Below are 22,280 nucleotides of genomic sequence, written 5' to 3' on the forward strand. Positions count from 1 at the left end.
AAAAATTTCCCGACCGGTTTATTCGGCATATTTTACAAGCCAAAATCATACTAATATTTGTAACCAAATGTGCGTACTGAAAGAGGATTATACTCTGCCTTTTTACAAATAATGTCAGTATGCGCAATAAAATTAACGGAGGCTACAAAATGTCAGAATATTTACCCGAAGGAAAACTTATTTTAACACAGGACAATATCAACACACTTCATAGCTTTTCTTTGCTCAGCGACGCAAAAAAAGAAGGGAAAATCCTTGAGGCACGAGCTTGCGTGTGCGATGCCGAACATAACCTCATTGTTGACCTAGGCATAATGAAAGGCGTTATTCCCAGAGAAGAGGGTGCTATCGGAATCCGAGAGGGCACAGTGCGTGACATTGCGGTAATTTCAAGGGTGAATCGTCCCGTTTGCTTTGTCATAACCGATTTTGCCGTTGACGAGAAAGGCGAGCGCTTTGCGGTGCTTTCAAGAGAAAAGGCGCAACAGCGCTGTATGAAAGACTACATTTCTCACCTCGTTTGCGGAGATGTTATCGACGCCCGTATCACCCACCTTGAGAATTTCGGTGCATTTGCCGATATAGGCTGCGGAATTGTGGCGCTTATGCCGATAGATACAATCTCCGTATCGAGAATTGAGCACCCTCGTGAGCGGTTCACTGTCGGAATGGATATAAAGGCGGTTATAAAATCCATTGAAAACGGCAGAATAAGCCTGAGCCATAAGGAGCTTTTAGGCACATGGGAAGAAAATGCAAACAGCTTTTGCGCTGGCGAAACCGTTGCCGGTATAGTTCGCAGTGTGGAAAATTACGGTGCTTTTGTAGAGCTTACCCCTAACCTTGCAGGGCTTGCAGAGAGCAAAGACGGCATAGAGGTTGGACAGCAGGCAAGCGTTTACATAAAAAGCATTATTCCCGAAAAGATGAAGATTAAAATTATAATCATAGACACCTTTGATTACAAATACAATCCGCAAAAACCGAAATACTACTTTAACGGCAACCATATCGACCGATTTTTATATTCGCCAATAGGTTGCAGTAAACTTGTGGAAACTGTATTTGAATAATTTATAAACAAAGCAGACTGTCAAACGGCAGTCTGCTTTTTCGTGCTTTTTGAGTGCTTTATCAAAAGTTTTGCTTTTGCTTTACTTTGCTGCCCGACCGAAAGTGCGCAAACCATTATTCATAAATGCTACCCCAACATTCAAAACAAAACTGCTTTTGTAACATTTGTTTGACTTTTGACAAGTAAAATAGTAAAATATTTATATAAACAGTAAAGGAAGTACCTAAATTGGAAATTATACTAAATATTGTAACAATCGTTTTGCTGTTAATTACGGTTGCAATGCTTGGCATTGTAATAGCCAATCAGTTAAAGAAAAAATCCGAAAACGGCAACAGCGAAGAAATAAAAAGGCTTGAACAGTCACTCCACACAGAACAATCCACACTCAGGCAGGAGCTTACCTCGGCAACGCAAATCTCTGTAAAAAATCTCGGTGATATGATTTACGCAAATCAGAATGCGTATGCAATAAATCAGAGCAAAAGCCTTAATCAGCTTGAAGAAAGACTTAAAACCTTTTCGCTCGAAAATGAGCAAAAGCTCGAAAATATCAGGCGCTCGGTTGAGAGCAGACTTAATTATATTCAAGAGGATAACAACCGTAAACTTGAGGAAATGCGTAAAACTGTTGACGAACGATTACAGCAGTCTATTGAAGAAAAAATGAACCGCTCGTTTTCACTTGTCAGCAAGCGTCTTGAGCAGGTCTACAAGGGACTCGGCGAAATGCAAAATCTTGCAAACGGCGTTGGCGACCTCAAAAAGGTACTTACAAATGTTAAGACAAGAGGTACGCTTGGCGAATATCAGCTCTCGGCAATACTCAGCGAAATTTTATCTCCCGAGCAATACGAGGAAAATGTAGCAACAAAAAAAGGCTCACGAAATGTGGTTGAATTTGCGGTCAAGCTCCCGTCTGACGATGATAAGTTTATTTATTTGCCGATTGACTCGAAATTCCCCGGTGATACATACTCAGCGCTTAGGGATGCGATAGACGAGGGCGACAAAGTGAAGATAGACCTTGCGGCAAAGGCATTAATCGCCACCATTAAAAGCGAGGCAAAGGACATTCACGATAAGTACATAGATCCTCCCTACACCACAGAATTTGCAATTATGTTTTTGCCTTTCGAGGGATTATACAGCGAGGTTGTCAATCGTGGACTTGTTGAAATTTTACAGCGTGACTACAAGGTAAATATTGCAGGGCCAAGCACAATGGCGGCACTTCTTAATTCACTGCAAATGGGCTTTAAAACGCTTGCCGTACAAAAGCGCAGTGCGGAGGTATGGGAAATTCTCGGCGCAGTCAAGCAGGAATTTGACAAATTCGGAGATGTGCTTGAGGCAACTCAACAAAGACTTGATCAGGCAAACAAAGAACTCGACAAGCTTGTCGGAGTTCGCACAAGGCAAATTCAAAGAAAACTCAAAGATGTGCAAACACCAACAAGGGAATTATCCGATAAAATATTCAGCGATTAAGTTTTGGCGCATATCTTATGGTGTGCGCTATTTTTGCATAATTTAGCATTTACCTTGAAAACGATTTCAAAATATAGTAATATATAATTATAATAATTGGAATGGTAATTGTAATGAATATTAATGAAATTTATATACAAATAGCAGAAACTGAAAACGACAGCAGCCTTGTTGAGCTTGCAAAAAGCGAGGTTATGGTTATACCTGTTTTAATAAACCTAATGATTGACAATGCCGATTGCAGAGCCGAAAATGTGCTTATTGAGCTTAGCGAGCAAACTCCGCTGTTGCTGTATCCGTACTTTAATTATATTGCTAAAGCGCTTGACAGGTACAACAATTTTATATCTTGGAATATATGGCAAATAGTCACAAATCTCCTTGTAGCCGACTACCTTGAGATGTGGGAAGACATTAAAGAAAAGTATTTTAATGCGTTCAAGAGCGAAAACATTGCAGAAATTCTCATATTGATTTCAACAACCAAGACCGTTATAAAATACAAGCCGGACTGTAAAGAAAAATTGCTGATACTTTTAGAAGAATGTAAAAATAATAATTACAAAATCTGTAACGAGCCTGCCCCGCATTTAAAAACCGTTGTTTCAAATGCCATTAAAGAGGCAATCACTGATTTGTAACATCCAGACGGCTTGCTGTTTGGCGGTTTGAACATAACGGCGATAGTCAAAAATGCGACAGCAACAAAGGAAAAGCCACGCTACTAAACTACTAATTTGCCGCTTTTCAAGGGCAAATCAGGCACACACGCAAACTTTTGTGTCCTTTAGAATATCTTTTTCTTTACTGACATTCAAGTATAACTTTCTTCCTCTCTGCCACTCATTAGTCTGAACTTTTGTTTTCTACTAAAGTCTTGAGTAATTTAAAATTTAGTTATTCTATAATATAATTGCAACTGCTTGTTTTTATTGAAAATCAGTGCAATTTTATTATTTTATGTGCTCTGCCCAAACCCGCAACTCTTTAAAAACGGTTGAACTAAATTTTGAATTTATTAAGCTAAACTTTGTGTGCTAAACCATAATTTACCCAAACCTTTGGCAAAAAAATAAATTCACACAAGCAAAAAGCTGTACCTGAATAATTCAAGTACAGCTTATTTTTATGCAAAATTTATTAAGTTAAAATTACTTAATAAGGCTAACGCCGTCCATTTCAGCAGGCTGCTCTAAGCCCATAATCTGGAGCATTGTCGGAGCAATATCTGCAAGTCTGCCACCCTCACGGAGCTGGCAATCATAGCCTACTACGCAGAATGGAACAGGGTTTGTTGTGTGAGCTGTAAATGGTGAGCCGTCAGCGTCTACCATCTTATCTGCATTACCGTGGTCGGCTGTAATAAGAGCAACGCCGCCCATCTTCTTGATAGCCTCAACAACTCTGCCAACGCAAGTGTCAACAGCCTCAACAGCCTTTACAGCTGCCTCAAACACGCCTGTATGACCTACCATATCGCAGTTAGCGTAGTTTAAGATAATCATATCATACTTGCCGCTCTCAATAGCAGGTACGAGCTTGTCTGTAACCTCATAAGCGCTCATCTCAGGCTGTAAGTCATATGTTGCAACAGCAGGTGACTTAACAAGGATTCTGTCCTCGCCCTCATACTGCTTTTCAACACCGCCGTTGAAGAAGAATGTTACATGAGCGTACTTCTCTGTTTCGGCAATTCTAAGCTGTGTCATACCCTTGTTTGAAACATACTCGCCAAGTGTATTCTTAAGTGTCTGCGGCTTAAATGCAACATCAACATTTGGCATTGTAGCGTCATACTGTGTCATACATACAAAGTTTACAGGAAAAAATCCGTTCTTTCTCTCAAAGCCCTTGAAATCAGGATCTACAAATGTTCTTGTGATCTCTCTTGCTCTGTCAGGACGGAAGTTAAAGAAGATAATGCTGTCGTTTGGCTTAACCTGAGCGCCGCCCTCAACTACAACAGGAACTACAAACTCGTCTGTAACGCCTTTATCGTAAGAATTTTTAACTGCACATACAGGACACTCTGCCTTTTCGCCCTCGCCGTAAACCATAGCTGCATATGTCTTTTCAACTCTATCCCAGTTATTGTCACGGTCCATAGCGTAGTATCTGCCTGAAACTGTTGCTACCTTACCAACGCCGATTTCCTTTGTCTTAGCAAGGAGCTCGTCCATAAACTCAGCAGCGCTTGATGGCGGAACATCTCTGCCGTCAAGGAATGTGTGAATATATACATTCTCAAGGCCCTTTTTCTTTGCAAGCTCAAGAATACCGTAAAGGTGAGTAATGTGGCTATGAACACCGCCGCTTGAAAGAAGTCCCATAAGGTGGAGTGCTGTGCCGTTCTCAAGAGCCTTGTCCATTGCGTTTACAATAGCCTCGTTCTCCTTGAGCTTATCCTCATTAATAGTTTTTGTAATTCTTGTAAGCTCCTGATATACGATTCTGCCTGCACCCATATTTGTATGGCCAACCTCAGAGTTACCCATCTGACCGTCAGGAAGACCTACATCCATACCTGATGCGCCGATCTGAGTAACAGGGTTCTCAGCGAAAAGTTTATCAATATTTGGCTTATTTGCTGCTTTAATAGCATTACCTTTCTCCGGGGCAATACCAAAACCGTCGAGGATCATAAGAATTAATGGTTTTTTCATAACATAAATCCTTTCTAAACATTACGGACGACACAGGGAACACTGACTGCAAATTTATTACAGTTATTTCCTTTTGCCGTCCGTACCCTAAAATTTAATTACTTGCTTGCTGCCTTTACGATAGCTGCAAATTTCTCAGCAACGAGTGATGCACCGCCGATAAGACCACCGTCAACATTTGTCTTTGAAAGGAGCTCGTCAGCATTGCCGTCATTCATAGAACCGCCGTACTGAATTGTAACAGCGTCTGCGTCTGCCTGTGAATAAAGCTTAGCGATTGTTGCACGAATAAATGCGCAAACTTCCTCAGCCTGATCAGCAGTAGCAGTCTTACCTGTACCGATAGCCCATACAGGCTCGTAAGCGATAACAATGTTCTTAAGCTCCTCAGCTGTAACATTGAAGAGGTCAAGCTTAATCTGTCTTGCGATAACTTCCTCAGTAATGTCGCACTCACGCTCCCAAAGGAGTTCGCCAACGCAAACGATTGGCTTTAAGCCTGCTGCAAGAGCAGCCTTTGTTCTCTTGTTTACAGTTTCATCTGTTTCGCCGAAGTACTGTCTTCTCTCGCTGTGACCGAGAACTACATACTCAACACCCATTTCCTTGAGCATAGGAGCAGAAATTTCGCCTGTGAAAGCGCCGCTCTCTGCCCAGTGGCAGTTTTCAGCACCAATTTTAACATTTGAGCCCTTTGTTGTTTCAAGAGCTACGCTTAAATCTACGAAAGGAACGCAAGCGATTACTTCGCAGTCAGCATCCTTTACAGCAGGAACAACAGCCTCAAGAAGTGTCTTAGCCTCTGAAGGAGTTTTATTCATTTTCCAGTTACCGGCAATAATTGCCTTTCTCTTTGTCTTGTCCATTGTAATATTCCTTTCCAAAAATTAATGTATAAGAAATTTTAAATTGTTGTCTGTTATTATATTAAACCATTAAGGGCGGAAAACTCCGCCCCTATTGATTTTATTCTAAAAATTAGTTCTTGTCAGCGATTACTGCAATACCGGGAAGAACCTTGCCCTCGAGGTACTCAAGAGATGCGCCGCCGCCTGTTGAGATGTGGCTCATCTTGTCAGCAAAACCAAGCTGAATAACAGCTGCAGCAGAGTCGCCGCCGCCGATGATTGTTGTAGCGTCTGTTTCTGCAAGAGCCTTAGCAACAGCAATTGTGCCCTTTGCAAGTGTTGGGTTCTCAAATACGCCCATAGGTCCGTTCCAAACAACTGTCTTAGCTGTCTTAACTGCATCTGCAAAGAGAGCCTGTGTCTTTGTACCGATATCAAGACCTTCCATATCAGCAGGGATAGCAGAAGAATCTACAACCTCAACCTCGATTGGAGCGTCGATTGGATCAGGGAATGTCTTAGAAACTGTTGTATCTACAGGGAGAAGGAGCTTTTTGCCGAGCTTTTCAGCCTTAGCCATCATTTCCTTACAGTAGTCAATCTTTGTATCGTCAACGAGTGAAAGACCAACTTCCTTACCCTGAGCCTTTAAGAATGTGTAAGCCATACCGCCGCCGATGATAAGTGTATCGCACTTATCAAGGAGATTAGAAATAACATTAAGCTTGTCAGCAACCTTTGCGCCGCCGAGAATAGCAACGAAAGGACGAACAGGAGTTTCAACTGCATTACCGAGGTAGTTTATTTCCTTCTGCATAAGGTAACCTACAGCTGTATCCTTGATGTGGTCTGTAACACCTGCTGTTGAGCAGTGTGCACGGTGAGCTGAACCGAAAGCGTCCATTACGAATACATCTGCAAGAGATGCAAGCTCTGATGAGAATGGCTCAAGGTTCTTGGTTTCTTCTTTTCTGAATCTTGTATTCTGAAGAAGAACAACATCGCCGTCCTTCATTTCTGCAACTGCCTTTTTAGCGTTCTCGCCTACAACCTCGTCGTCGTCAGCAAAGATAACTTCCTTGCCGAGGAGCTCGGAAAGTCTTACTGCAACAGGAGCAAGTGAGAATTTAGCCTCTGGGCCGTTCTTCGGCTTGCCGAGGTGTGAACAAAGAATAACCTTACCGCCGTCTGCGATAAGCTTTTTAATTGTAGGAAGAGCTGCTGTAATTCTGTTATCATTTGTAATAACGCCGTCTTTGAGCGGAACATTAAAGTCAACTCGAACGAGAACTCTTTTACCTTTTACATTGATGTCATCAACTGTAACCTTATTAAGATTCATTATTGAACAATCCTTTCTAATAGAAGAATAATGTAAAAATATAGCATTTTTACAGTCAATTATATTATATATCAAAACATTGGTTTTATCAATATAAATCTAAAAAATTTCGAGCAATTCCCAAAAAAATTTTCGTATAATAATTGAATTTACGGATTTTTTATGCACAAAATATTTATGAGATTTACTTCAAAACATCGCTCCATTTGTGGTTATGCAGTTCGCCAATACTCTGCAGTTGCGGATAATTCCACTGTCTTAGCACTTCATATGTTGCAATGGCAACTGAATTTGAAAGATTCAGACTTCTTGCCTCGTCAATCATAGGTATTCTGACCGTGCTTTCGGGATACTGCATCAAAAGTTCTTCGGGCAGTCCCTTGGTTTCCTTTCCAAAAATAATATAGCAGTTATCGGGATACTCGGCATCTGAATGAATATGAGTACCCTTTGTTGAAAAGAGAAAATACCTGCCTCCCTTTGTTTTTTCGAGAAAATCGTTTAAATCATCGTAATATGTAATATCAAGTAAGTGCCAATAATCAAGACCCGCTCTCTTTAGTTTTTTGTCATCAATATAAAAACCGAGAGGACGGACAAGGTGCAGACTTGCTCCCGTTGCGGCGCAGGTTCTTGCAATATTGCCTGTATTCTGCGGAATTTCAGGCTCTACCAGCACAATATTAAGCTTTGCCAAATCTTATCACTCCAAAAATTCAAAATTCTGTTTTATTCTATTTTAAATCGTAAACAATAATATTGCAAGAACAATCTTGCTCAAATAATAAATACAATTTTTACAGGAGGAAAGACTTATGTTTCATTCACCGATTACAGACATTATGAAAGGTGTTGCCTTAGGTATGATGGCAGGCATAGCTGTTGGCTGCTGCGGAAGAAAAATGTATGACGAAAATCCAAAGCTAAAGAAAAAAGCAGGCAAGGCAATCCGCACAATGGAATCAATGCTTGACACCGCACACTATATGTTCAGATAAAAAATCGGCAGTATCATTTTTAAGTGATGCTGCCGATTTTCAGTGTTGAATAAATTATGGTTCAGTAAACTTTCTTTATTTTTTGGCGGATAATTTAGCGTTAACTAAAATTTCAATGTCCGTTCAAAACCTAAACTAAATCATAATTTAGTACCGCATAACAAGCATAAAACCGCTTATTATGCGGTGCTTTTATAAGTATTTTAAAATTACACTCCATTCCCGTAAAAGTTTGTCGAGTGTAAATGCCGCATTTGCAGGACTTGTTGACGGAAGTTTTATCGCCTCCATTTGTGTAAACGGATAAATATGCTTTTTATACAGTCTATCGGCGGTCGAACCGTTTGTAAAAATTTGCGATATATTTGCCGTCTGCAAAATCGGGTCAATATCATTTGGCACAACATTTTTTATCGAACTGTCGCTTGAGCCTGTTATTGTACAGGATTTTATCACATCCCACAATGCTATGCCGTTAGTGAGCAAAAGTTGCTTTTTCTCGTCTGTGTTTTCCGAAATTCGCTCATTTAAGAGTGTGGCAAGCACTTTCCAAAAGCGGTTTTGCTTATGCCCGTAGAAAAATTCCGCCTCCCGTGATTTTACGGACGGAAAACTGCCGAGAATTAATATTTTTGAATTTTGGTTAAACACAGGCGGTATGGTGTGCAGCAGCCGTAATTCTTCTTGTATGTTTGTTTTTGCCATAGCTGTTTTAATCTCCGATTAAATATTCTTTACTTGTGATTCATTCATTTTTACAATTATTACGGCTATTGCAAATACAATAAATTCAGTCAGAGGAAAAGACCACCAAATTCCCATAATATTAAAGTTATTGTTCAACAGCCACATAAGAGGAAACAATAAAATTCCTTGACGAAGTACCTGAATAACCATACTCGGTACAATTTTACCCATTGCCTGAACATAAGTGGCAATCACGGTAGATACTCCGCCAAAGCAATAGCTAAGCGCCATTATTCTTATTGCAGGTATTCCGACAGAACACATTTTTTCCGATGCGGAAAACAACAAAAGTATTTGTCGCGGAAACAATACCAGTAAAAGCGTACCTACAGCCATTATAATCACCGCTATCGCAGTTCCGCTGTGATATGTCCGATTAACCCGTTCGTATTTTTTTGCGCCGTAATTATAACGCATAATCGGCAAACAACCTTGAATTAAACCGTTTACCGACATAAATATTAACTGCTGTACCTTAAAATACGCTCCGAAAAAAGCCACTGCCGTATCAGAATATGTGACTAAAAACAGATTGACAAAAGTTATCATTAATGAACTTAAAACATTCATTGCAAACGAAGGCAATCCATATCCAAATATATTTTTAAACATATGAAAATCAAAAACAAAACTCTTGATTTTCAGTTTTACCTTTTGCTTAGTAAACATAATTACATATAATGAAATCAGCATTGACAAAACATAGCCTAAAACGGTTGCCAAAGCAGCTCCTTTTATTCCCATTTCAGGAAAAGGGCCTATTCCAAAAATAAGCAATGGGTCAAACACAAGATTAAACACCACTCCCGCAATCTGAAACCACATAGGAGAAATCATATTGCCTGTAGCCTGCAGCATTTTTTGAATTGCAATATGTACCATATTCGGCACTTGCATAAATGCACAAATCTGCATATATATACAGCCGTATTCAAAAATTCGGCTGTCCTCCGTAAAAGCCGAATAGTACGGTGTCATAGTCAAAAGTACAATTATATTAACAATTATACCAACCGATAACGACAAAATCAATCCCATTGTAACAACAGAATTTGCCTTGTCCTGCCTTTTTTGCCCCAAATAACCGGCAATCAAAACATTTATTCCGACTCCAATCCACACCGAAAGTGAGTTCATTAAATTTGTAATCGGAAAAGACAAAGATACTGCCGCAAGAGCTTGCTCATTAATGCAGGCAACAAACATACTGTCTATCATATTATATGAATATTGCAAAAACATAGAAATCATAGGCGGCAAGCACATCTTAATTATTAATCTGTTTATAGGTTGATATTCCATTTTGTTACAGGTTTCCATAAAATTTCCTCCAAAACAAAAAAGTCACACCCCGCAAAAGGTGTGACGAAAAAACTTTGTTGAAAAATTCACACAAATTTTCTACTTACATTATAGCACGGTACAAGTATTTGTCAAATAAAAGTTATACAGAGAACAATTAAAATATTCTCTATTGACTTTACTGATTAAGAATTTCTCTTGCAACAAACACACCGCTTGCGCTTGCGTGTGACAAGGAATGAGTTACACCACTGCCGTCGCCGATAATATAAAGTCCTTTATGAAGCGACTCAAGGTGTTCGTCAACTTCAACTTCCATATTGTAGAATTTAACCTCAACGCCATAGAGCAATGTATCATCATTCGCTGTACCCGGCGCAATATTATCAAGGGCATAAATCATTTCAATAATGCCGTCAAGTATTCTCTTCGGCAATACAAGACTAAGGTCACCCGGTGTAGCCGACAGTGTAGGAACAACCAGACCTTCCTCAATTCTTTTCGGGTTACTTCTGCGGCCACGGATTAAATCGCCAAAACGCTGAACAATTACTCCTCCGCCGAGCATATTACTAAGTCTTGCAATGCTTTCGCCGTAACCGTTACTGTCTTTAAAGGGTTCTGAAAAATGCTTGCTTACGAGCAGCGCAAAGTTTGTATTCTCCGTTTGTTTTTCCTTGTCCTCATAACTGTGACCGTTTACTGTAATAATGCCGTTTGTGTTTTCTGTAACTACACTACCCTTAGGATTCATACAGAATGTACGCACATTATCCTCGAACTGCTCTGTACGATATACGATTTTACTTTCATAAAGTTCGTCTGTAAGATTTGCAAAAATTACAGCAGGCAGCTCAACACGAACACCAATGTCAACTCGGTTAGATTTTGTCGGAATTTTAAGGTCATTGCAAACTTTTTCCATCCATTTACTTCCACTTCGACCAACTGAAACAATACATTTTTCACACTCGTAACTTTCTTTTTCGGTGTTAATGATATATCCTTTATCATCACCCAAAATTTCAATATTGCTGACAGGAGTGTCAAAGTAAAAATCGACCTTATCCTTAAGAAAATTATATATGTTATTCAACACAATGTAGTTTTTATCAGTACCGAGATGACGAACAGATGCGTCCAATAAATTAAGTTTGTTCTGCAAGCAAAGTTTTTTAAAGCCTGAACCTGCCGTTGAATACAATTTAGTACCACTGCCGCCGTACTGCATATTTATATCATCAACATAGTGCATTAATTCAATAGCCTTTTTCTTGCCGATATATTCATATAAAGTACCGCCGAAATCATTGGTAATGTTATATTTACCGTCAGAAAAAGCACCTGCGCCGCCAAATCCGCTCATTATTGAACAAGTTTTGCAAGAAATACATTTTTTTACCTTGTCGCCGTCAATAGGGCATTTTCTTTTTTCAAGCAAATGGCCCTCTTCAAAAACAGCAACCTTGAGGTCTGAATTGTTAGTAATTAATTCATAGGCAGAAAAAATACCGCCCGGGCCTGCACCGACAATAATTACATCATATTTTTTCATCATTTTTCATTTTTCTCCTTTATGTTAAAAAGTAAAGCGTAAAGGCAAATAAAAAAACCACCAAAAACAACTATAATATGCCCCTACTCGGGGATTATAGTTAAACAGTTTAAGGCAGTTTGTAGATACACCCGTCCGTATTACGAGTTTATATAATCTTTGAACCTGCAATATTATAGCAAATTATATTACAACCGTCAATAGCTATTGTTATTTTTATGTAAATTAGAGGGATATTCCTTAATTGCATAATGAACAGCTTTTCTTGTTGCTATCGCAATTTTAAAGGCTTTTGCTGTTTCGTTCAAGCCGCCAAACAGCAAGCTGTTTGGCTATCAAAACTTTGCGTTAGCTAAAAGTATTTGTGGGCTTTGCCCACACCCACAACCTTTAAAAAGGTTGACCAAATTTTTATAATTGTTTGACAAAACTCTCTGCTAAACAATAACTTATCCTAATTTTGATAAAAGATCTAATCAAAAAGGGACAGTCATCAGACTGTCCCAAAAATATTAGGTTATTATTCGCAACCGAGAATTTTCTTTGCGTTAAGAACTCTCTCGGGTGTTGGCGGATCAATGCCCTCGAGTTTGTAATCAATGCCAAGCTCTTTCCATTTATATACACCAAGTGTATGGTATGGCAGAACTTCAACTCGCTGAACATTTTTAAGAGTTTTTATAAAATCAGCAAGACGATACAGATACTCGTCATAGTCGCTCCTCTGCGGAACAAGCACATGGCGAATCCATACAGGCTTGCCCATATCTGAAAGCTCTCTTGCCATTTGCAGAATATTTACATTTGTTTGCCCGGTGAGAATTTTGTGCTGTTCGTCATCAATATGCTTAATGTCGAGCAACAGCAAATCCGTATACTTCATAAGCTCTTTCCATTTTGAATAGTAAGGCTCTTCTTTGGTAAACGGATTTCCGCTTGTGTCAAGCGTTGTATTTATACCGAGCTCTTTTGCCTTTTTAAAAAAGTCAATAAGAAAATCAATCTGTAAAAGCGGCTCTCCTCCACTAACTGTAATACCGCCCTCACTTTTCCAGTAAGGGCGATATGCGATAGCTTTTTTAAGCAGTTGTTCTGCTGTGTAAGGTGTACCCTTACTCATTTGCCAGGTGTCGGGATTGTGGCAAAACTGACAGCGCATTGCGCAGCCGCTCAGAAATACTACATATCTTACACCCGGGCCGTCAACAGAACCAAAGCTTTCGAGTGAGTGGACATAGCCGACTAACTCTTTATTTTCCATTATTAAATTACATTGACTTGTGGCAAGTTCTTGCGATTACATCGAGCTGCTGCTCTCTTGTAAGGTCAATGAACTTAACAGCGTAGCCTGATACACGAATTGTGAAGTTAGCATACTCTTCCTTCTCAGGATGCTCCATAGCGTCAATGAGCTTTTCTGTACCGAATACATTTACATTGAGGTGGTGTGCACCCTGATCAAAGTAACCGTCAAGTACATTTACGAGGTTGTTTACACGCTCGTCATCATTGTGGCCAAGTGCGTCCGGGCTAATTGTCTGTGTATTTGAAATACCATCGAGTGCATACTCGTATGGAAGTTTAGCAACAGAGTTAAGTGAAGCAAGAAGACCGCTCTGCTCTGCACCGTAAGATGGGTTAGCACCAGGTGAAAGTGGCTCGCCTGCTTTTCTGCCGTCAGGAAGTGAACCTGTTGCCTTACCATATACAACATTTGATGTAATTGTAAGGATAGATGTTGTAGGCTCAGAATCTCTGTATGTGTGGCAGTATCTGATCTTGCTCATAAACTTACGGAGGAGGTTTACAGCGATTTCGTCTGCTCTCTCATCGTTGTTACCATATCTTGGGAACTCACCGTCAATTTCAAAGTCAGTAGCAATACCGTCTTCGTCACGAATAACCTTAACCTTTGCATACTTAATAGCGCTGAGTGAGTCAACAACGTGTGAGAAACCAGCGATACCTGTTGCAAATGTACGACGGCAGTTAGTATCAATAAGTGCCATTTCGGCAGCCTCATAGTAATACTTATCGTGCATATAGTGAATCATATTAAGTGTGCCTACATAGAGGTGAGCAAGCCAATCCATCATAGCGTCATACTTCTTGATAACCTCATCATAGTCGAGGTACTCTGAAGTAATTGGTCTGTACTCAGGACCTACCTGTACCTTTGTCTTTTCATCAACACCGCCGTTGATAGCGTAAAGAAGACACTTAGCAAGGTTAGCACGAGCGCCGAAGAACTGGATTTCCTTACCTGTTTCTGTTGCAGATACGCAACAGCAGATTGAGTAGTCATCGCCCCAAACCGGACGCATAACATCATCGTTCTCGTACTGAATTGAGCTTGTCTGAACTGAGATCCTAGAAGCGTACTTCTTAAAGCCCTCAGGAAGTCTTGAAGAATAGAGAACTGTGAGGTTTGGCTCAGGCGAAGGTCCCATATTCTCAAGTGTGTGGAGGAAACGGAAGTCGTTCTTAGTTACCTGTGAACGGCCGTCCATACCAATACCTGCAACCTCAAGTGTAGCCCATACCGGGTCGCCTGAGAAGAGCTGGTTGTAGCTTTCGATTCTTGCGAACTTAACCATACGGCACTTCATTACAAAGTGGTCGATAAGTTCCTGAGCCTGAGCCTCTGTGAGTGTACCGTTCTCAAGGTCACGCTCAATATAAATGTCGAGGAATGTAGAAACTCTGCCGACACTCATTGCAGCGCCGTTCTGAGTCTTAATAGCTGCGAGGTAGCCGAAGTAGAGCCACTGAACAGCCTCTTTTGCGTTCTTAGCAGGCTGAGAAATATCAAAGCCGTAGATTGCAGCCATTTCCTTCATGCCGTTAAGAGCCTTGATCTGATCTGCAATTTCCTCACGAAGCTGGAAGTCGCCTCTTCTCATACCCTGACGGTTTGTTTCAGCGAAGTCTTCCTTCTTGCACTCGATAAGGTAATCAATACCATAAAGAGCAATTCTTCTGTAATCGCCAACGATTCTGCCTCTGCCGTATGTATCAGGAAGACCTGTAAGAATCTTGTTGTGACGAGCAACCTTCATTTCAGGTGTGTAGATATCAAATACACCCTGGTTGTGTGTCTTGTGATATTTTGTAAAGATTTCGTGAAGCTTTGGGCTTGGCTCATAGCCGTACATCTGGCATGACTGCTCAGCCATCTTGATGCCGCCATAAGGCATAAATGCACGCTTTAAAGGCTTGTCTGTCTGAAGACCGACTACCTGCTCAAGATCCTTGAGATCTTCGTCAATGTATGCTGCGCCGTAAGCTGTGAGAGAGGTAACAACCTCAGTCTCCATATCGAGCACGCCGCCCTTACTTCTTTCTTCTTTCTGAAGTTCTTTAAGTTTGCCCCAAAGCTTATCAGTAGCCTCAGTAGGACCTACGAGGAATGACTCATCGCCGTCATATGGCTTATAGTTTTTCTGGATAAAGTCTCTGACATTGATTTCAGATTCCCAAAGTCCGCCAACAAAATTACTCCATTCGGAACGCATAGAATAACCCCCTGTATTTCAAAAATAAAACCGACAAGGCTCAAACCGTATTGATTTGAACCGTCGGCACTTCAAGCATTTTCAATAGACGAGATTAACTCTCATTGAATTGATTTTATTGCTTTTTTGCCGAAACGGCAATGTAAGCCTTGCGTTGCTGATTTATTGTTTCCGTCACAAAATCAGCATATATAAAATACCACATTTTTTTGCTAAAGTCAAGGATTTTCAAAAAATACCAATGCTTTTTATTTTTGCCTAAAAAAGCCGAATTTTCCCTATATTTTTTGCTTATAGCGCCGCCGATTTTCGGTATATTTTTTAATATGTGAAAAATTTAACAATTACTTGTTTTTTATTATTTGTTTTTACATAAATTTTGTTGATTTTTGTTCTGTCCTTTACAAGCGGCAAAAGCATTTCAGTACTTTAAAACGCAAAATCGGTAAAATGAATTCATTAAAATCACAAAGAAATTATTTTTTGATTTTTCTTAATTTTCTTATATAAGCAAAAGTTTCTTCTTCTCCCTTTTCACTCAGCATTGTAAGTAATTCTTCAAGCAGTTTCTCTGTGTTTTCGTGCATACGGTGTTTGCCCTTTACCCTGCCGAAGTAATCCAAAGAATCTCTGTCTTTGTAATTTGAACCGTTATATATTTTACTTGCGGCGACCCTGTCACAAAACATTTCGATTACATAATTAAGCGGCATTTCCACATTTTCTATCTGCTTTGTCTTAGGATTGTAGTCATTCCAATACTCGTAGTGATGACGGTTTCTGCCCTTATGATGCATCCATGCCTTTGAGTAGCCGTAAAGCTCCCTTTCTTTTTCGTTAGGACTTCTGTTACCCTGGTAATACTTTGCACCAGGAATAAACTCCGTCGGTGAATATTTTGAAAGGTCGTGCCTTAACCCCTGCCAAAGTATTCCTGCCTTTGCACAGTGAGCAATAACCTTATGCCTGTGTCTTGTAATCGTTCTGAAGTGTTTTATAAAATGTAACATATCCAATCACCAAACATATTCTAACATATTTCACGGGGATTTTGTTGAATATTTAAATATTTCTTGAACTTTTTAAAAAAAACATATATAATAATGTAATAAAATAAACTAAAAGACACAAACGAAAGGAATAATTTGATGAATTTTAAATCCATTAATCGTAAATCCTTTATTCTTACGCTTGCGGCAGTGCTTGGCGTATCGGTAATAGTAACCGCTGTGGCAGGTAGAACTTCCGATAATTCAGTACCTGCCGACAATAAAAACATTAATACAACTCAACCTTCGTTGGCAAACAGCAAACAGCCGACCGTTATTGTAACGGGCGAAACCGCCGATATAAGCATTGAATGTAATGAAATAAAAATTATCACTCCGTCGGAGGCAACCGCCGAAGAACTTGTAAAATCAAAGTGGTCAAGCAGTGACAACAATATCGTTACCGTTGATGACGGCGGAAGAATTGACGGCTTAAGCGAGGGTACGGCTACAATTACCGCACAGATAGGCAACACTCGCCATACCTACAATGTAACGGTTACGGCAGAAACACCGAGCCTCTATGACGGATATTCAACCTGTTACATTGCAAATACCGATGTGCTGAACGAAAACCTCAATAATGTTTACGAAAAAAATCCGTATTTTATTAAAGTAAACAGAGATCAAAACTGCGTTACGGTTTACACCTATGACAAAAACGGCGAATACACCGTACCTATTCGTGCAATGATTTGCTCAACGGGCATAGATAAAGCGACTGTACTCGGAGATGATTTTTCTATTTATTACAAGCAGGAATGGAATCCGCTTTTCAATGATGTTTACGGTCACTATGTATCGGGATTTTACGGTGACTACCTGTTCCACTCAGTTCCGTATACAGACGCAAGCGCCGACACTCTTGAAACCGAGGAGTTCAACAAACTCGGAGATGAGGGTTCACTCGGCTGTGTAAGAATGGAAACCGCAGATGTAAAGTGGATATATGATAATTGCCCCGAAAACACTCCTGTTACCGTTTATGACGACTCAAACCCAGGCCCTCTCGGCAAGCCTGATGCAATCAAAATCACAGATCTGAGTTGCGGTTGGGACCCGACAGATGACGATCCGCAAAACCCATACGCTGCAAAGACTCCCGAAATTTACGGTACAAGCGACATTACAATCAACAAAGGCAATCACGCCGATTTACTTGAGGGCGTGACCGCAGTTGACACCTGTTCAAATGATATTTCAAAGAAAATTACAGTAACAGGTAATGTACTGACAAACAAAGTAGGTACATACAAGCTGACATATAGTGTTGAGGACACAATGCACCGCACAAAGAGACTTGATGTTACCGTAAAGGTAGTTTAAAATTATGGTTTAACGGAGTGTCGGTCGGGCATTGAAATTTAGCTAACGCTAAATTATCCTCCCACAAACAAAAAAGTTTACTCAATTTTTCAAAAATTGCGGGTATGGACAGCACCCATAATATCTTCCGATACAACAATTTATCAGGCGCAAACAGCAAGCTGTTCGGCTATCGTTAGATTGCATAAACGGAAAGTATTTGTGGGCTTTGCCCACACCCACAACCTTTAAAAAGGTTGACCAAACTTTTATAGTTGATTGGCAAATCAATTTGCTAAACCATAATTCACCCCAACTTTTAATAAAAAGATCTGATAACAAGATAAAAATTACGGCTGTTGCTTAAATCGCAACAGCCGTTTAATTTATCCAAAAATTTTTAAAATCTCATCCTTATGAGCCATAATTGCATCATACCCCTCTTGAATAGTATCGTCAACGCTGTCGATAGAAAAAAGGGCGGTATTTTCATTCTTTATCTGCACGGCGAGGTCGGCAAGTTTCATTGACTCTCTTGTGCTGTCAATGGAATACACATCAAGCGCACGCCATATAACCTTAATAAGTCCGTCAAGACCTGCGTCCGGTTTATACTGCAAAATATCAAATCCGATTGCAAGCACCTTGCCTACGCCCATATCCTTTAAAACTCTTACAGGCAGGTTATCCTTTGAACCGCCGTCAACAAAGTCATATTCTTTATACGGGCAGGTGGTGTAAATAGCAGGAAACGACATACTCGCTCTTACCGCAACATCAAGCGGAACATCTGTAAGATAGTGTATATGCTCCCTTTCAAGATGCTCGTCATAGGTTGTAAAAATACATTCGTCTGTTGTCATTGTGTCAACGGTACAGACAGAAAGATTAATCGGCAAAGACTTAAAATCATTTTCAAGTCCCTTTGAGGCAAGCACTTCTTTTACAACATCAGAAATTATTTCGCCGTTTTTAATGCCGTTTTTCTGAATTTTTTTATAAACAATAAACTGTGCAAGTGCCTTAAATATAAGTCCGTTGTCGATTTCGGCAAGGATTTTCCAATACTTTTTGGCAACCTCATGCATTTCCTTTGGCTCAAGTCCCATGGCAACAAGCATTGCCATAATAGAACCTGAGCTTGTGCCCGACACATATTCGGGTCTAATGCCAAGCTCATACAAAGCGGTTACCGCACCGATGTGCGCAATTCCCTGCAAGCCGCCGCCCGAAAAAACAAATCCAGTCGAATCTTTTCTGTCTTTCATAATTTTGCTGTCCTTATCTTTAATTAATAAAATTTGTAAACATTACAGTAAGACTCGGTTTCTACAAAGTAATCGTACCAGTTGTAGAACTCATCAAAGCTGTAATCCTCGGAAATCAACTCATAATTTTTAAATTTTGTGTTGTCCGTAATATACTTAATTACCTTGTCTTTGTCGGCAAGTCTTGAAATATAAACGGTAATTTCCTTTTCATTTGCAAGCTTTTCATCTGTTTTAAGCGCCTGCATACTGTCGGTTTTTTCCTTTTCACTGCCGTTGTTCATATAGCCGTCCATAAACTCGGTAATCTTGCCGTTCGTAATTACTCCCCTCTTCTCTGCAAAGTCCTCAAGCTCATTTGCAAGGGTAGGCGAAAAGTCGGGTGTCTGAACAATCATAGTTTCGTCATAATTTGCGAGTTTGTCTATACTCTTGTTCCACTCAAGCATAGCAGTGCCGACAAATACGCATTTATCGGTTTGCGGAGTGTAAAGCTCGGTTTTTACGCCATACATATAGTAAGGCTTTACAGTGATATAGCCGATTGCGCAGGTAATTGCAAGGCAAATCGGTACGGCTGTTGTAAGCCACTTTTTGCCTGTAATTCTTGTAAACTTAATGAGCGCAAGCACAAACATAGCAACAAGCATTGGCAAAGATGCCATAATATAGCGGTCGCTGTTGAACGGTGAAACAAGTGAAATAGCCACAAAATATACAAGCGACGGCACAAAAGCCATATACGCTGTGCGAGAAAGCTTTTCCTTTCTGACAAAGCGGAGGTAAATCCAAAAGCCGATAAGAGCAACACTGCAGAGAACAAGCAGCCATATTTGATTTAAGAACACATCTTTTGCCAGCACCTGAATATATGTGCAAATCTTATAAACAAAGTAAGTAACAATAGTAATCGGATCAATATTAATGCTCAGCGAGCCAAATCCACGATTGCCGCCGAGTACATTTGTAATAATGTACGGATAAATGCAAAGTGCCGCCGCACTGCCGAGAATTGCTGTAACTATGTATTTTACCAAATCCTTTATGTTCTTTTCTTTAATTTGGAACACAAGCATAATAAGACCTGTAAGTCCCTCAAAGAGAATAAAGTAATACTGAGTGAGCGTGCCGAGCAGGGTTATAAGTCCCAAAATCAAGAAATCCGTCAGCTTTGCCTTGTTTTTGCTCTCAAAAATTTTGAGATTCATATAAATCATTGCAAGCACAAAGAATGTAAGTGTAGCGTACATTCTCAGATAAATAGTCATTGTTGTGCAGGCAATGCTGAACGCAAAAGCGCCTGTCGCTATGAGAGCATAAAGATTATTTTTTGTAATTCTCTTTACAATTTTAAAGAGCATAATCAAAATGCCTGCCATTGCAAGAACATTTACAGAAAAAGCAAAATATCTTGAAAACTGATTAGGAAACAATGAGCATACGGTATGCACAAGTCCGTAGTAAAAAGGCGGATGCGATGCGTCTGTTATCTGATTTTCATACACCTGAGCATAGTTAAAACGGTCGCCGTCCGATACCGAAAGATAGTCCGTAAAGTCAGCACCGCTGTTCCATTCGCCGTTGGTTTTAAGCGTATTTGCCGAGTTTGCGAGATTATAAGTCAAAAGCTCGTCCTCGTGGTAGCCCTGCTTGTTCATCATAAAAACAGTGCTGAGTGCAAGGCTTAAAACTATGACAACCGCAAGAAAAATTCTTGATTTTTTGTCTGAAATATTCATATTTTACCTCATCTTTTTATCCGTTCTGAATTTTAAAAAATATTATACCAAAATTTTACCATATAGTAAACATACAAAACATTGGTTTTTATATGTAATTTTTTAAATATTTACTGTGCTTTAGCTAAACAAGAGCAAAAACAATGTACCATTATTTATTTTAACGAACGAATGTGACTTTTGTGTTACAAAGAAAAAAATTATTTTGTATAAAAATCAAGTCAACACAGATGTTTTTATTTTAACGGTTAAATCCCGTTTTTCAAAAAACACTTAATAAATTCTCTTATATGAAAAACTCTTTCATTGCCGCAATCATCTTATCCATTTCCTCATCTGTGCCAACGGTAATTCTAAGGTGATTATCAATGCGTGGAATATTAAAATATCTGATAAAGATTTTCTTTGTCTTTAAATATTCAAATATTTCTTTTGCGGAATATTCTTTATGAGTGGCAAAAAGGAAGTTTGTCGCACTCTTTTTCACATCAAAGCCAAGTGCGATAAGTTCTTCCCTTACCCTCTCTCTTGTGGCAATAACCTTACCCACGCACTCTCTGAAATACTCTTCATCATTCATAGACGCAGTGCCGACCTCAAGTGCAAGGCTGTCCATTACATATGAATTGTAGGAATTTTTCACTGTTTCGAGTGTCGCAATCAATTCCTCACTGCCTATGGCAAAGCCTATACGCATACCGGCAAGCGAGCGTGACTTTGAAAAGGTTTGAGTAACAAGCAGATTATCATACTTCTTTGTAAGTTCCACCGCCGACTCGCCGCCAAAATCAACATACGCCTCGTCAATAATAACAACGCTGTCTTGGTTGTGCTCCACAATGTCAATCACAAAGTCAAGCGGTTTGCAAATGCTGGTCGGCGCATTAGGATTAGGAATAATAATTCCGCCGTTTTCCCCGTAATAATCCTCTGCGTGAATTTCAAAATTATTGTCAACAGGAATGGTTTTATACGGAATTTTTATAAGTGAACACCATACAGGATAAAAAGAATAGGTAATATCGGGATATAAAATCGGCTTATTCGAATTAAAGAAAGCCATAAACGACAAAGCTATTACATCATCAGAGCCGTTGCCAACAAACACATTGTTTCTGCCGACATTGTACCTTTTTGCGATTGCATCTTTTAAAATAATCGAATCCGAATTAGGATATTTCTTTAGTCCCTCGCTGTTTTCGGCATACTTTTCAAAAACCTTTTTTACCTGCGGTGACGGCGGATAGGGATTTTCGTTTGCGTTGAGCTTAATCATATCCTTATCGTTTGACTGTTCGCCTGCTACATACGGCTTTATTTTTATAAGATTTTCTCTCCAACTTCCCTGCATTTTGATTTCTCCTTTATATAAAAGTCCGGTCA

Annotated in this window: 18 protein-coding genes and 1 riboswitch; of the genes, 5 read left to right on the top strand and 13 right to left on the bottom strand. The window is 39.7% G+C overall.

Annotation, left to right across the window (positions count from 1 at the left end):
- The first annotated feature begins 149 nt into the window (after positions 1-149).
- The 3 genes from DXC23_RS07510 (at position 150) to DXC23_RS07520 (ending at position 3,207) form a co-directional block, all read left to right on the top strand.
- Positions 150-1,073 (top strand): S1 RNA-binding domain-containing protein, encoded by a 924-nt coding sequence (locus tag DXC23_RS07510; protein ID WP_117705503.1) that lies wholly within the window; start codon positions 150-152, stop codon positions 1,071-1,073.
- 230 nt (positions 1,074-1,303) lie between these two features.
- Positions 1,304-2,566 (top strand): DNA recombination protein RmuC, encoded by a 1,263-nt coding sequence (gene rmuC / locus DXC23_RS07515; RefSeq protein WP_242997445.1) that lies wholly within the window; start codon positions 1,304-1,306, stop codon positions 2,564-2,566.
- A gap of 113 nt (positions 2,567-2,679) precedes the next feature.
- Entirely contained in the window at positions 2,680-3,207 is a 528-nt protein-coding gene (locus DXC23_RS07520) for a hypothetical protein (RefSeq protein ID WP_117705504.1), read from the top strand.
- Positions 3,208-3,717: 510 nt separating this feature from the next.
- Here the strand turns inward: DXC23_RS07520 and gpmI are convergent.
- From gpmI to trmL, 4 genes are all read right to left on the bottom strand, one after another.
- Positions 3,718-5,229, bottom strand: coding sequence for a 2,3-bisphosphoglycerate-independent phosphoglycerate mutase (gpmI, locus tag DXC23_RS07525; RefSeq protein WP_117705505.1), 1,512 nt, complete (start codon positions 5,227-5,229; stop codon positions 3,718-3,720).
- 98 nt (positions 5,230-5,327) lie between these two features.
- Complete coding sequence (gene tpiA / locus DXC23_RS07530; protein WP_117705506.1) at positions 5,328-6,095, bottom strand: triose-phosphate isomerase; 768 nt, start codon at positions 6,093-6,095, stop codon at positions 5,328-5,330.
- 112 nt (positions 6,096-6,207) lie between these two features.
- On the bottom strand, positions 6,208-7,419 hold the full coding sequence (locus DXC23_RS07535; RefSeq protein ID WP_117705507.1) for a phosphoglycerate kinase: 1,212 nt from the start codon (positions 7,417-7,419) through the stop codon (positions 6,208-6,210).
- 184 nt (positions 7,420-7,603) lie between these two features.
- Complete coding sequence (gene trmL, locus DXC23_RS07540) at positions 7,604-8,116, bottom strand: tRNA (uridine(34)/cytosine(34)/5-carboxymethylaminomethyluridine(34)-2'-O)-methyltransferase TrmL (protein WP_022235308.1); 513 nt, start codon at positions 8,114-8,116, stop codon at positions 7,604-7,606.
- Positions 8,117-8,234: 118 nt separating this feature from the next.
- Here trmL and DXC23_RS07545 point away from each other — a divergent pair, with 118 nt between their 5' ends.
- Positions 8,235-8,417, top strand: a complete 183-nt coding sequence (locus tag DXC23_RS07545) for a hypothetical protein (RefSeq protein WP_117705508.1) — start codon at positions 8,235-8,237, stop codon at positions 8,415-8,417.
- 192 nt (positions 8,418-8,609) lie between these two features.
- Here the strand turns inward: DXC23_RS07545 and DXC23_RS07550 are convergent, their stop codons facing one another.
- The 6 genes from DXC23_RS07550 to DXC23_RS07575 all read right to left on the bottom strand — a co-directional run bounded on the left by DXC23_RS07550 (position 8,610) and on the right by DXC23_RS07575 (position 16,546).
- Positions 8,610-9,122: a DNA-deoxyinosine glycosylase gene (locus DXC23_RS07550; protein WP_117705509.1), complete on the bottom strand. Its 513-nt coding sequence runs from the start codon at positions 9,120-9,122 to the stop codon at positions 8,610-8,612.
- A gap of 18 nt (positions 9,123-9,140) precedes the next feature.
- A complete protein-coding gene (locus DXC23_RS07555) occupies positions 9,141-10,484 on the bottom strand; it encodes an MATE family efflux transporter (RefSeq protein ID WP_117705510.1) in 1,344 nt (447 codons plus the stop codon).
- Positions 10,485-10,644: 160 nt separating this feature from the next.
- A complete protein-coding gene (locus tag DXC23_RS07560) occupies positions 10,645-12,021 on the bottom strand; it encodes an NAD(P)/FAD-dependent oxidoreductase (protein ID WP_117705567.1) in 1,377 nt (458 codons plus the stop codon).
- Between the two features lie 77 nt (positions 12,022-12,098).
- Positions 12,099-12,197: riboswitch (purine riboswitch) on the bottom strand.
- A 344-nt stretch (positions 12,198-12,541) separates the two neighbouring features.
- Complete coding sequence (gene pflA, locus DXC23_RS07565) at positions 12,542-13,282, bottom strand: pyruvate formate-lyase-activating protein (protein WP_117705511.1); 741 nt, start codon at positions 13,280-13,282, stop codon at positions 12,542-12,544.
- A gap of 7 nt (positions 13,283-13,289) precedes the next feature.
- Positions 13,290-15,536, bottom strand: coding sequence for a formate C-acetyltransferase (pflB, locus tag DXC23_RS07570; protein ID WP_117705512.1), 2,247 nt, complete (start codon positions 15,534-15,536; stop codon positions 13,290-13,292).
- A gap of 476 nt (positions 15,537-16,012) precedes the next feature.
- Positions 16,013-16,546, bottom strand: coding sequence for a DUF5662 family protein (locus tag DXC23_RS07575; RefSeq protein ID WP_022235315.1), 534 nt, complete (start codon positions 16,544-16,546; stop codon positions 16,013-16,015).
- 138 nt (positions 16,547-16,684) lie between these two features.
- Here DXC23_RS07575 and DXC23_RS07580 point away from each other — a divergent pair, with 138 nt between their 5' ends.
- Positions 16,685-17,911, top strand: a complete 1,227-nt coding sequence (locus tag DXC23_RS07580; protein WP_117705513.1) for a L,D-transpeptidase family protein — start codon at positions 16,685-16,687, stop codon at positions 17,909-17,911.
- A 365-nt stretch (positions 17,912-18,276) separates the two neighbouring features.
- Here DXC23_RS07580 and DXC23_RS07585 read toward each other — a convergent pair whose 3' ends face one another.
- From DXC23_RS07585 to hisC, 3 genes are all read right to left on the bottom strand, one after another.
- Positions 18,277-19,158 (bottom strand): patatin-like phospholipase family protein, encoded by an 882-nt coding sequence (locus tag DXC23_RS07585; RefSeq protein ID WP_117705514.1) that lies wholly within the window; start codon positions 19,156-19,158, stop codon positions 18,277-18,279.
- Positions 19,159-19,181: 23 nt separating this feature from the next.
- Positions 19,182-20,897 carry a glycosyltransferase family 39 protein gene (locus tag DXC23_RS07590; RefSeq protein WP_117705515.1) on the bottom strand — a complete coding sequence of 572 codons (1,716 nt, stop codon included), beginning with the start codon at positions 20,895-20,897 and terminating at the stop codon, positions 19,182-19,184.
- 286 nt (positions 20,898-21,183) lie between these two features.
- Positions 21,184-22,248 carry a histidinol-phosphate transaminase gene (gene hisC / locus DXC23_RS07595; RefSeq protein ID WP_117705516.1) on the bottom strand — a complete coding sequence of 355 codons (1,065 nt, stop codon included), beginning with the start codon at positions 22,246-22,248 and terminating at the stop codon, positions 21,184-21,186.
- Positions 22,249-22,280 lie beyond the last annotated feature (32 nt).

The sequence above is a fragment of the Eubacterium sp. OM08-24 genome, assembly GCF_003438075.1.
Lineage (GTDB): Bacteria > Bacillota > Clostridia > Oscillospirales > Acutalibacteraceae > Ruminococcoides.

Excerpts from the sequence above, each read along its gene's own strand:
- DXC23_RS07510 (WP_117705503.1), top strand. The coding sequence starts at position 150 with ATGTCAGAATATTTACCCGAAGGAAAACTTATTTTAACACAGGACAAT.
- DXC23_RS07520 (WP_117705504.1), top strand. The coding sequence starts at position 2,680 with ATGAATATTAATGAAATTTATATACAAATAGCAGAAACTGAAAACGAC.
- gpmI (WP_117705505.1), bottom strand. The coding sequence starts at position 5,229 with ATGAAAAAACCATTAATTCTTATGATCCTCGACGGTTTTGGTATTGCC.
- tpiA (WP_117705506.1), bottom strand. The coding sequence starts at position 6,095 with ATGGACAAGACAAAGAGAAAGGCAATTATTGCCGGTAACTGGAAAATG.
- DXC23_RS07535 (WP_117705507.1), bottom strand. The coding sequence starts at position 7,419 with ATGAATCTTAATAAGGTTACAGTTGATGACATCAATGTAAAAGGTAAA.
- DXC23_RS07545 (WP_117705508.1), top strand. The coding sequence starts at position 8,235 with ATGTTTCATTCACCGATTACAGACATTATGAAAGGTGTTGCCTTAGGT.
- DXC23_RS07550 (WP_117705509.1), bottom strand. The coding sequence starts at position 9,122 with ATGGCAAAAACAAACATACAAGAAGAATTACGGCTGCTGCACACCATA.
- DXC23_RS07555 (WP_117705510.1), bottom strand. The coding sequence starts at position 10,484 with ATGGAAACCTGTAACAAAATGGAATATCAACCTATAAACAGATTAATA.
- DXC23_RS07560 (WP_117705567.1), bottom strand. The coding sequence starts at position 12,021 with ATGAAAAAATATGATGTAATTATTGTCGGTGCAGGCCCGGGCGGTATT.
- pflA (WP_117705511.1), bottom strand. The coding sequence starts at position 13,282 with ATGGAAAATAAAGAGTTAGTCGGCTATGTCCACTCACTCGAAAGCTTT.
- pflB (WP_117705512.1), bottom strand. The coding sequence starts at position 15,536 with ATGCGTTCCGAATGGAGTAATTTTGTTGGCGGACTTTGGGAATCTGAA.
- DXC23_RS07575 (WP_022235315.1), bottom strand. The coding sequence starts at position 16,546 with ATGTTACATTTTATAAAACACTTCAGAACGATTACAAGACACAGGCAT.
- DXC23_RS07580 (WP_117705513.1), top strand. The coding sequence starts at position 16,685 with ATGAATTTTAAATCCATTAATCGTAAATCCTTTATTCTTACGCTTGCG.
- DXC23_RS07585 (WP_117705514.1), bottom strand. The coding sequence starts at position 19,158 with ATGAAAGACAGAAAAGATTCGACTGGATTTGTTTTTTCGGGCGGCGGC.
- DXC23_RS07590 (WP_117705515.1), bottom strand. The coding sequence starts at position 20,897 with ATGAATATTTCAGACAAAAAATCAAGAATTTTTCTTGCGGTTGTCATA.
- hisC (WP_117705516.1), bottom strand. The coding sequence starts at position 22,248 with ATGCAGGGAAGTTGGAGAGAAAATCTTATAAAAATAAAGCCGTATGTA.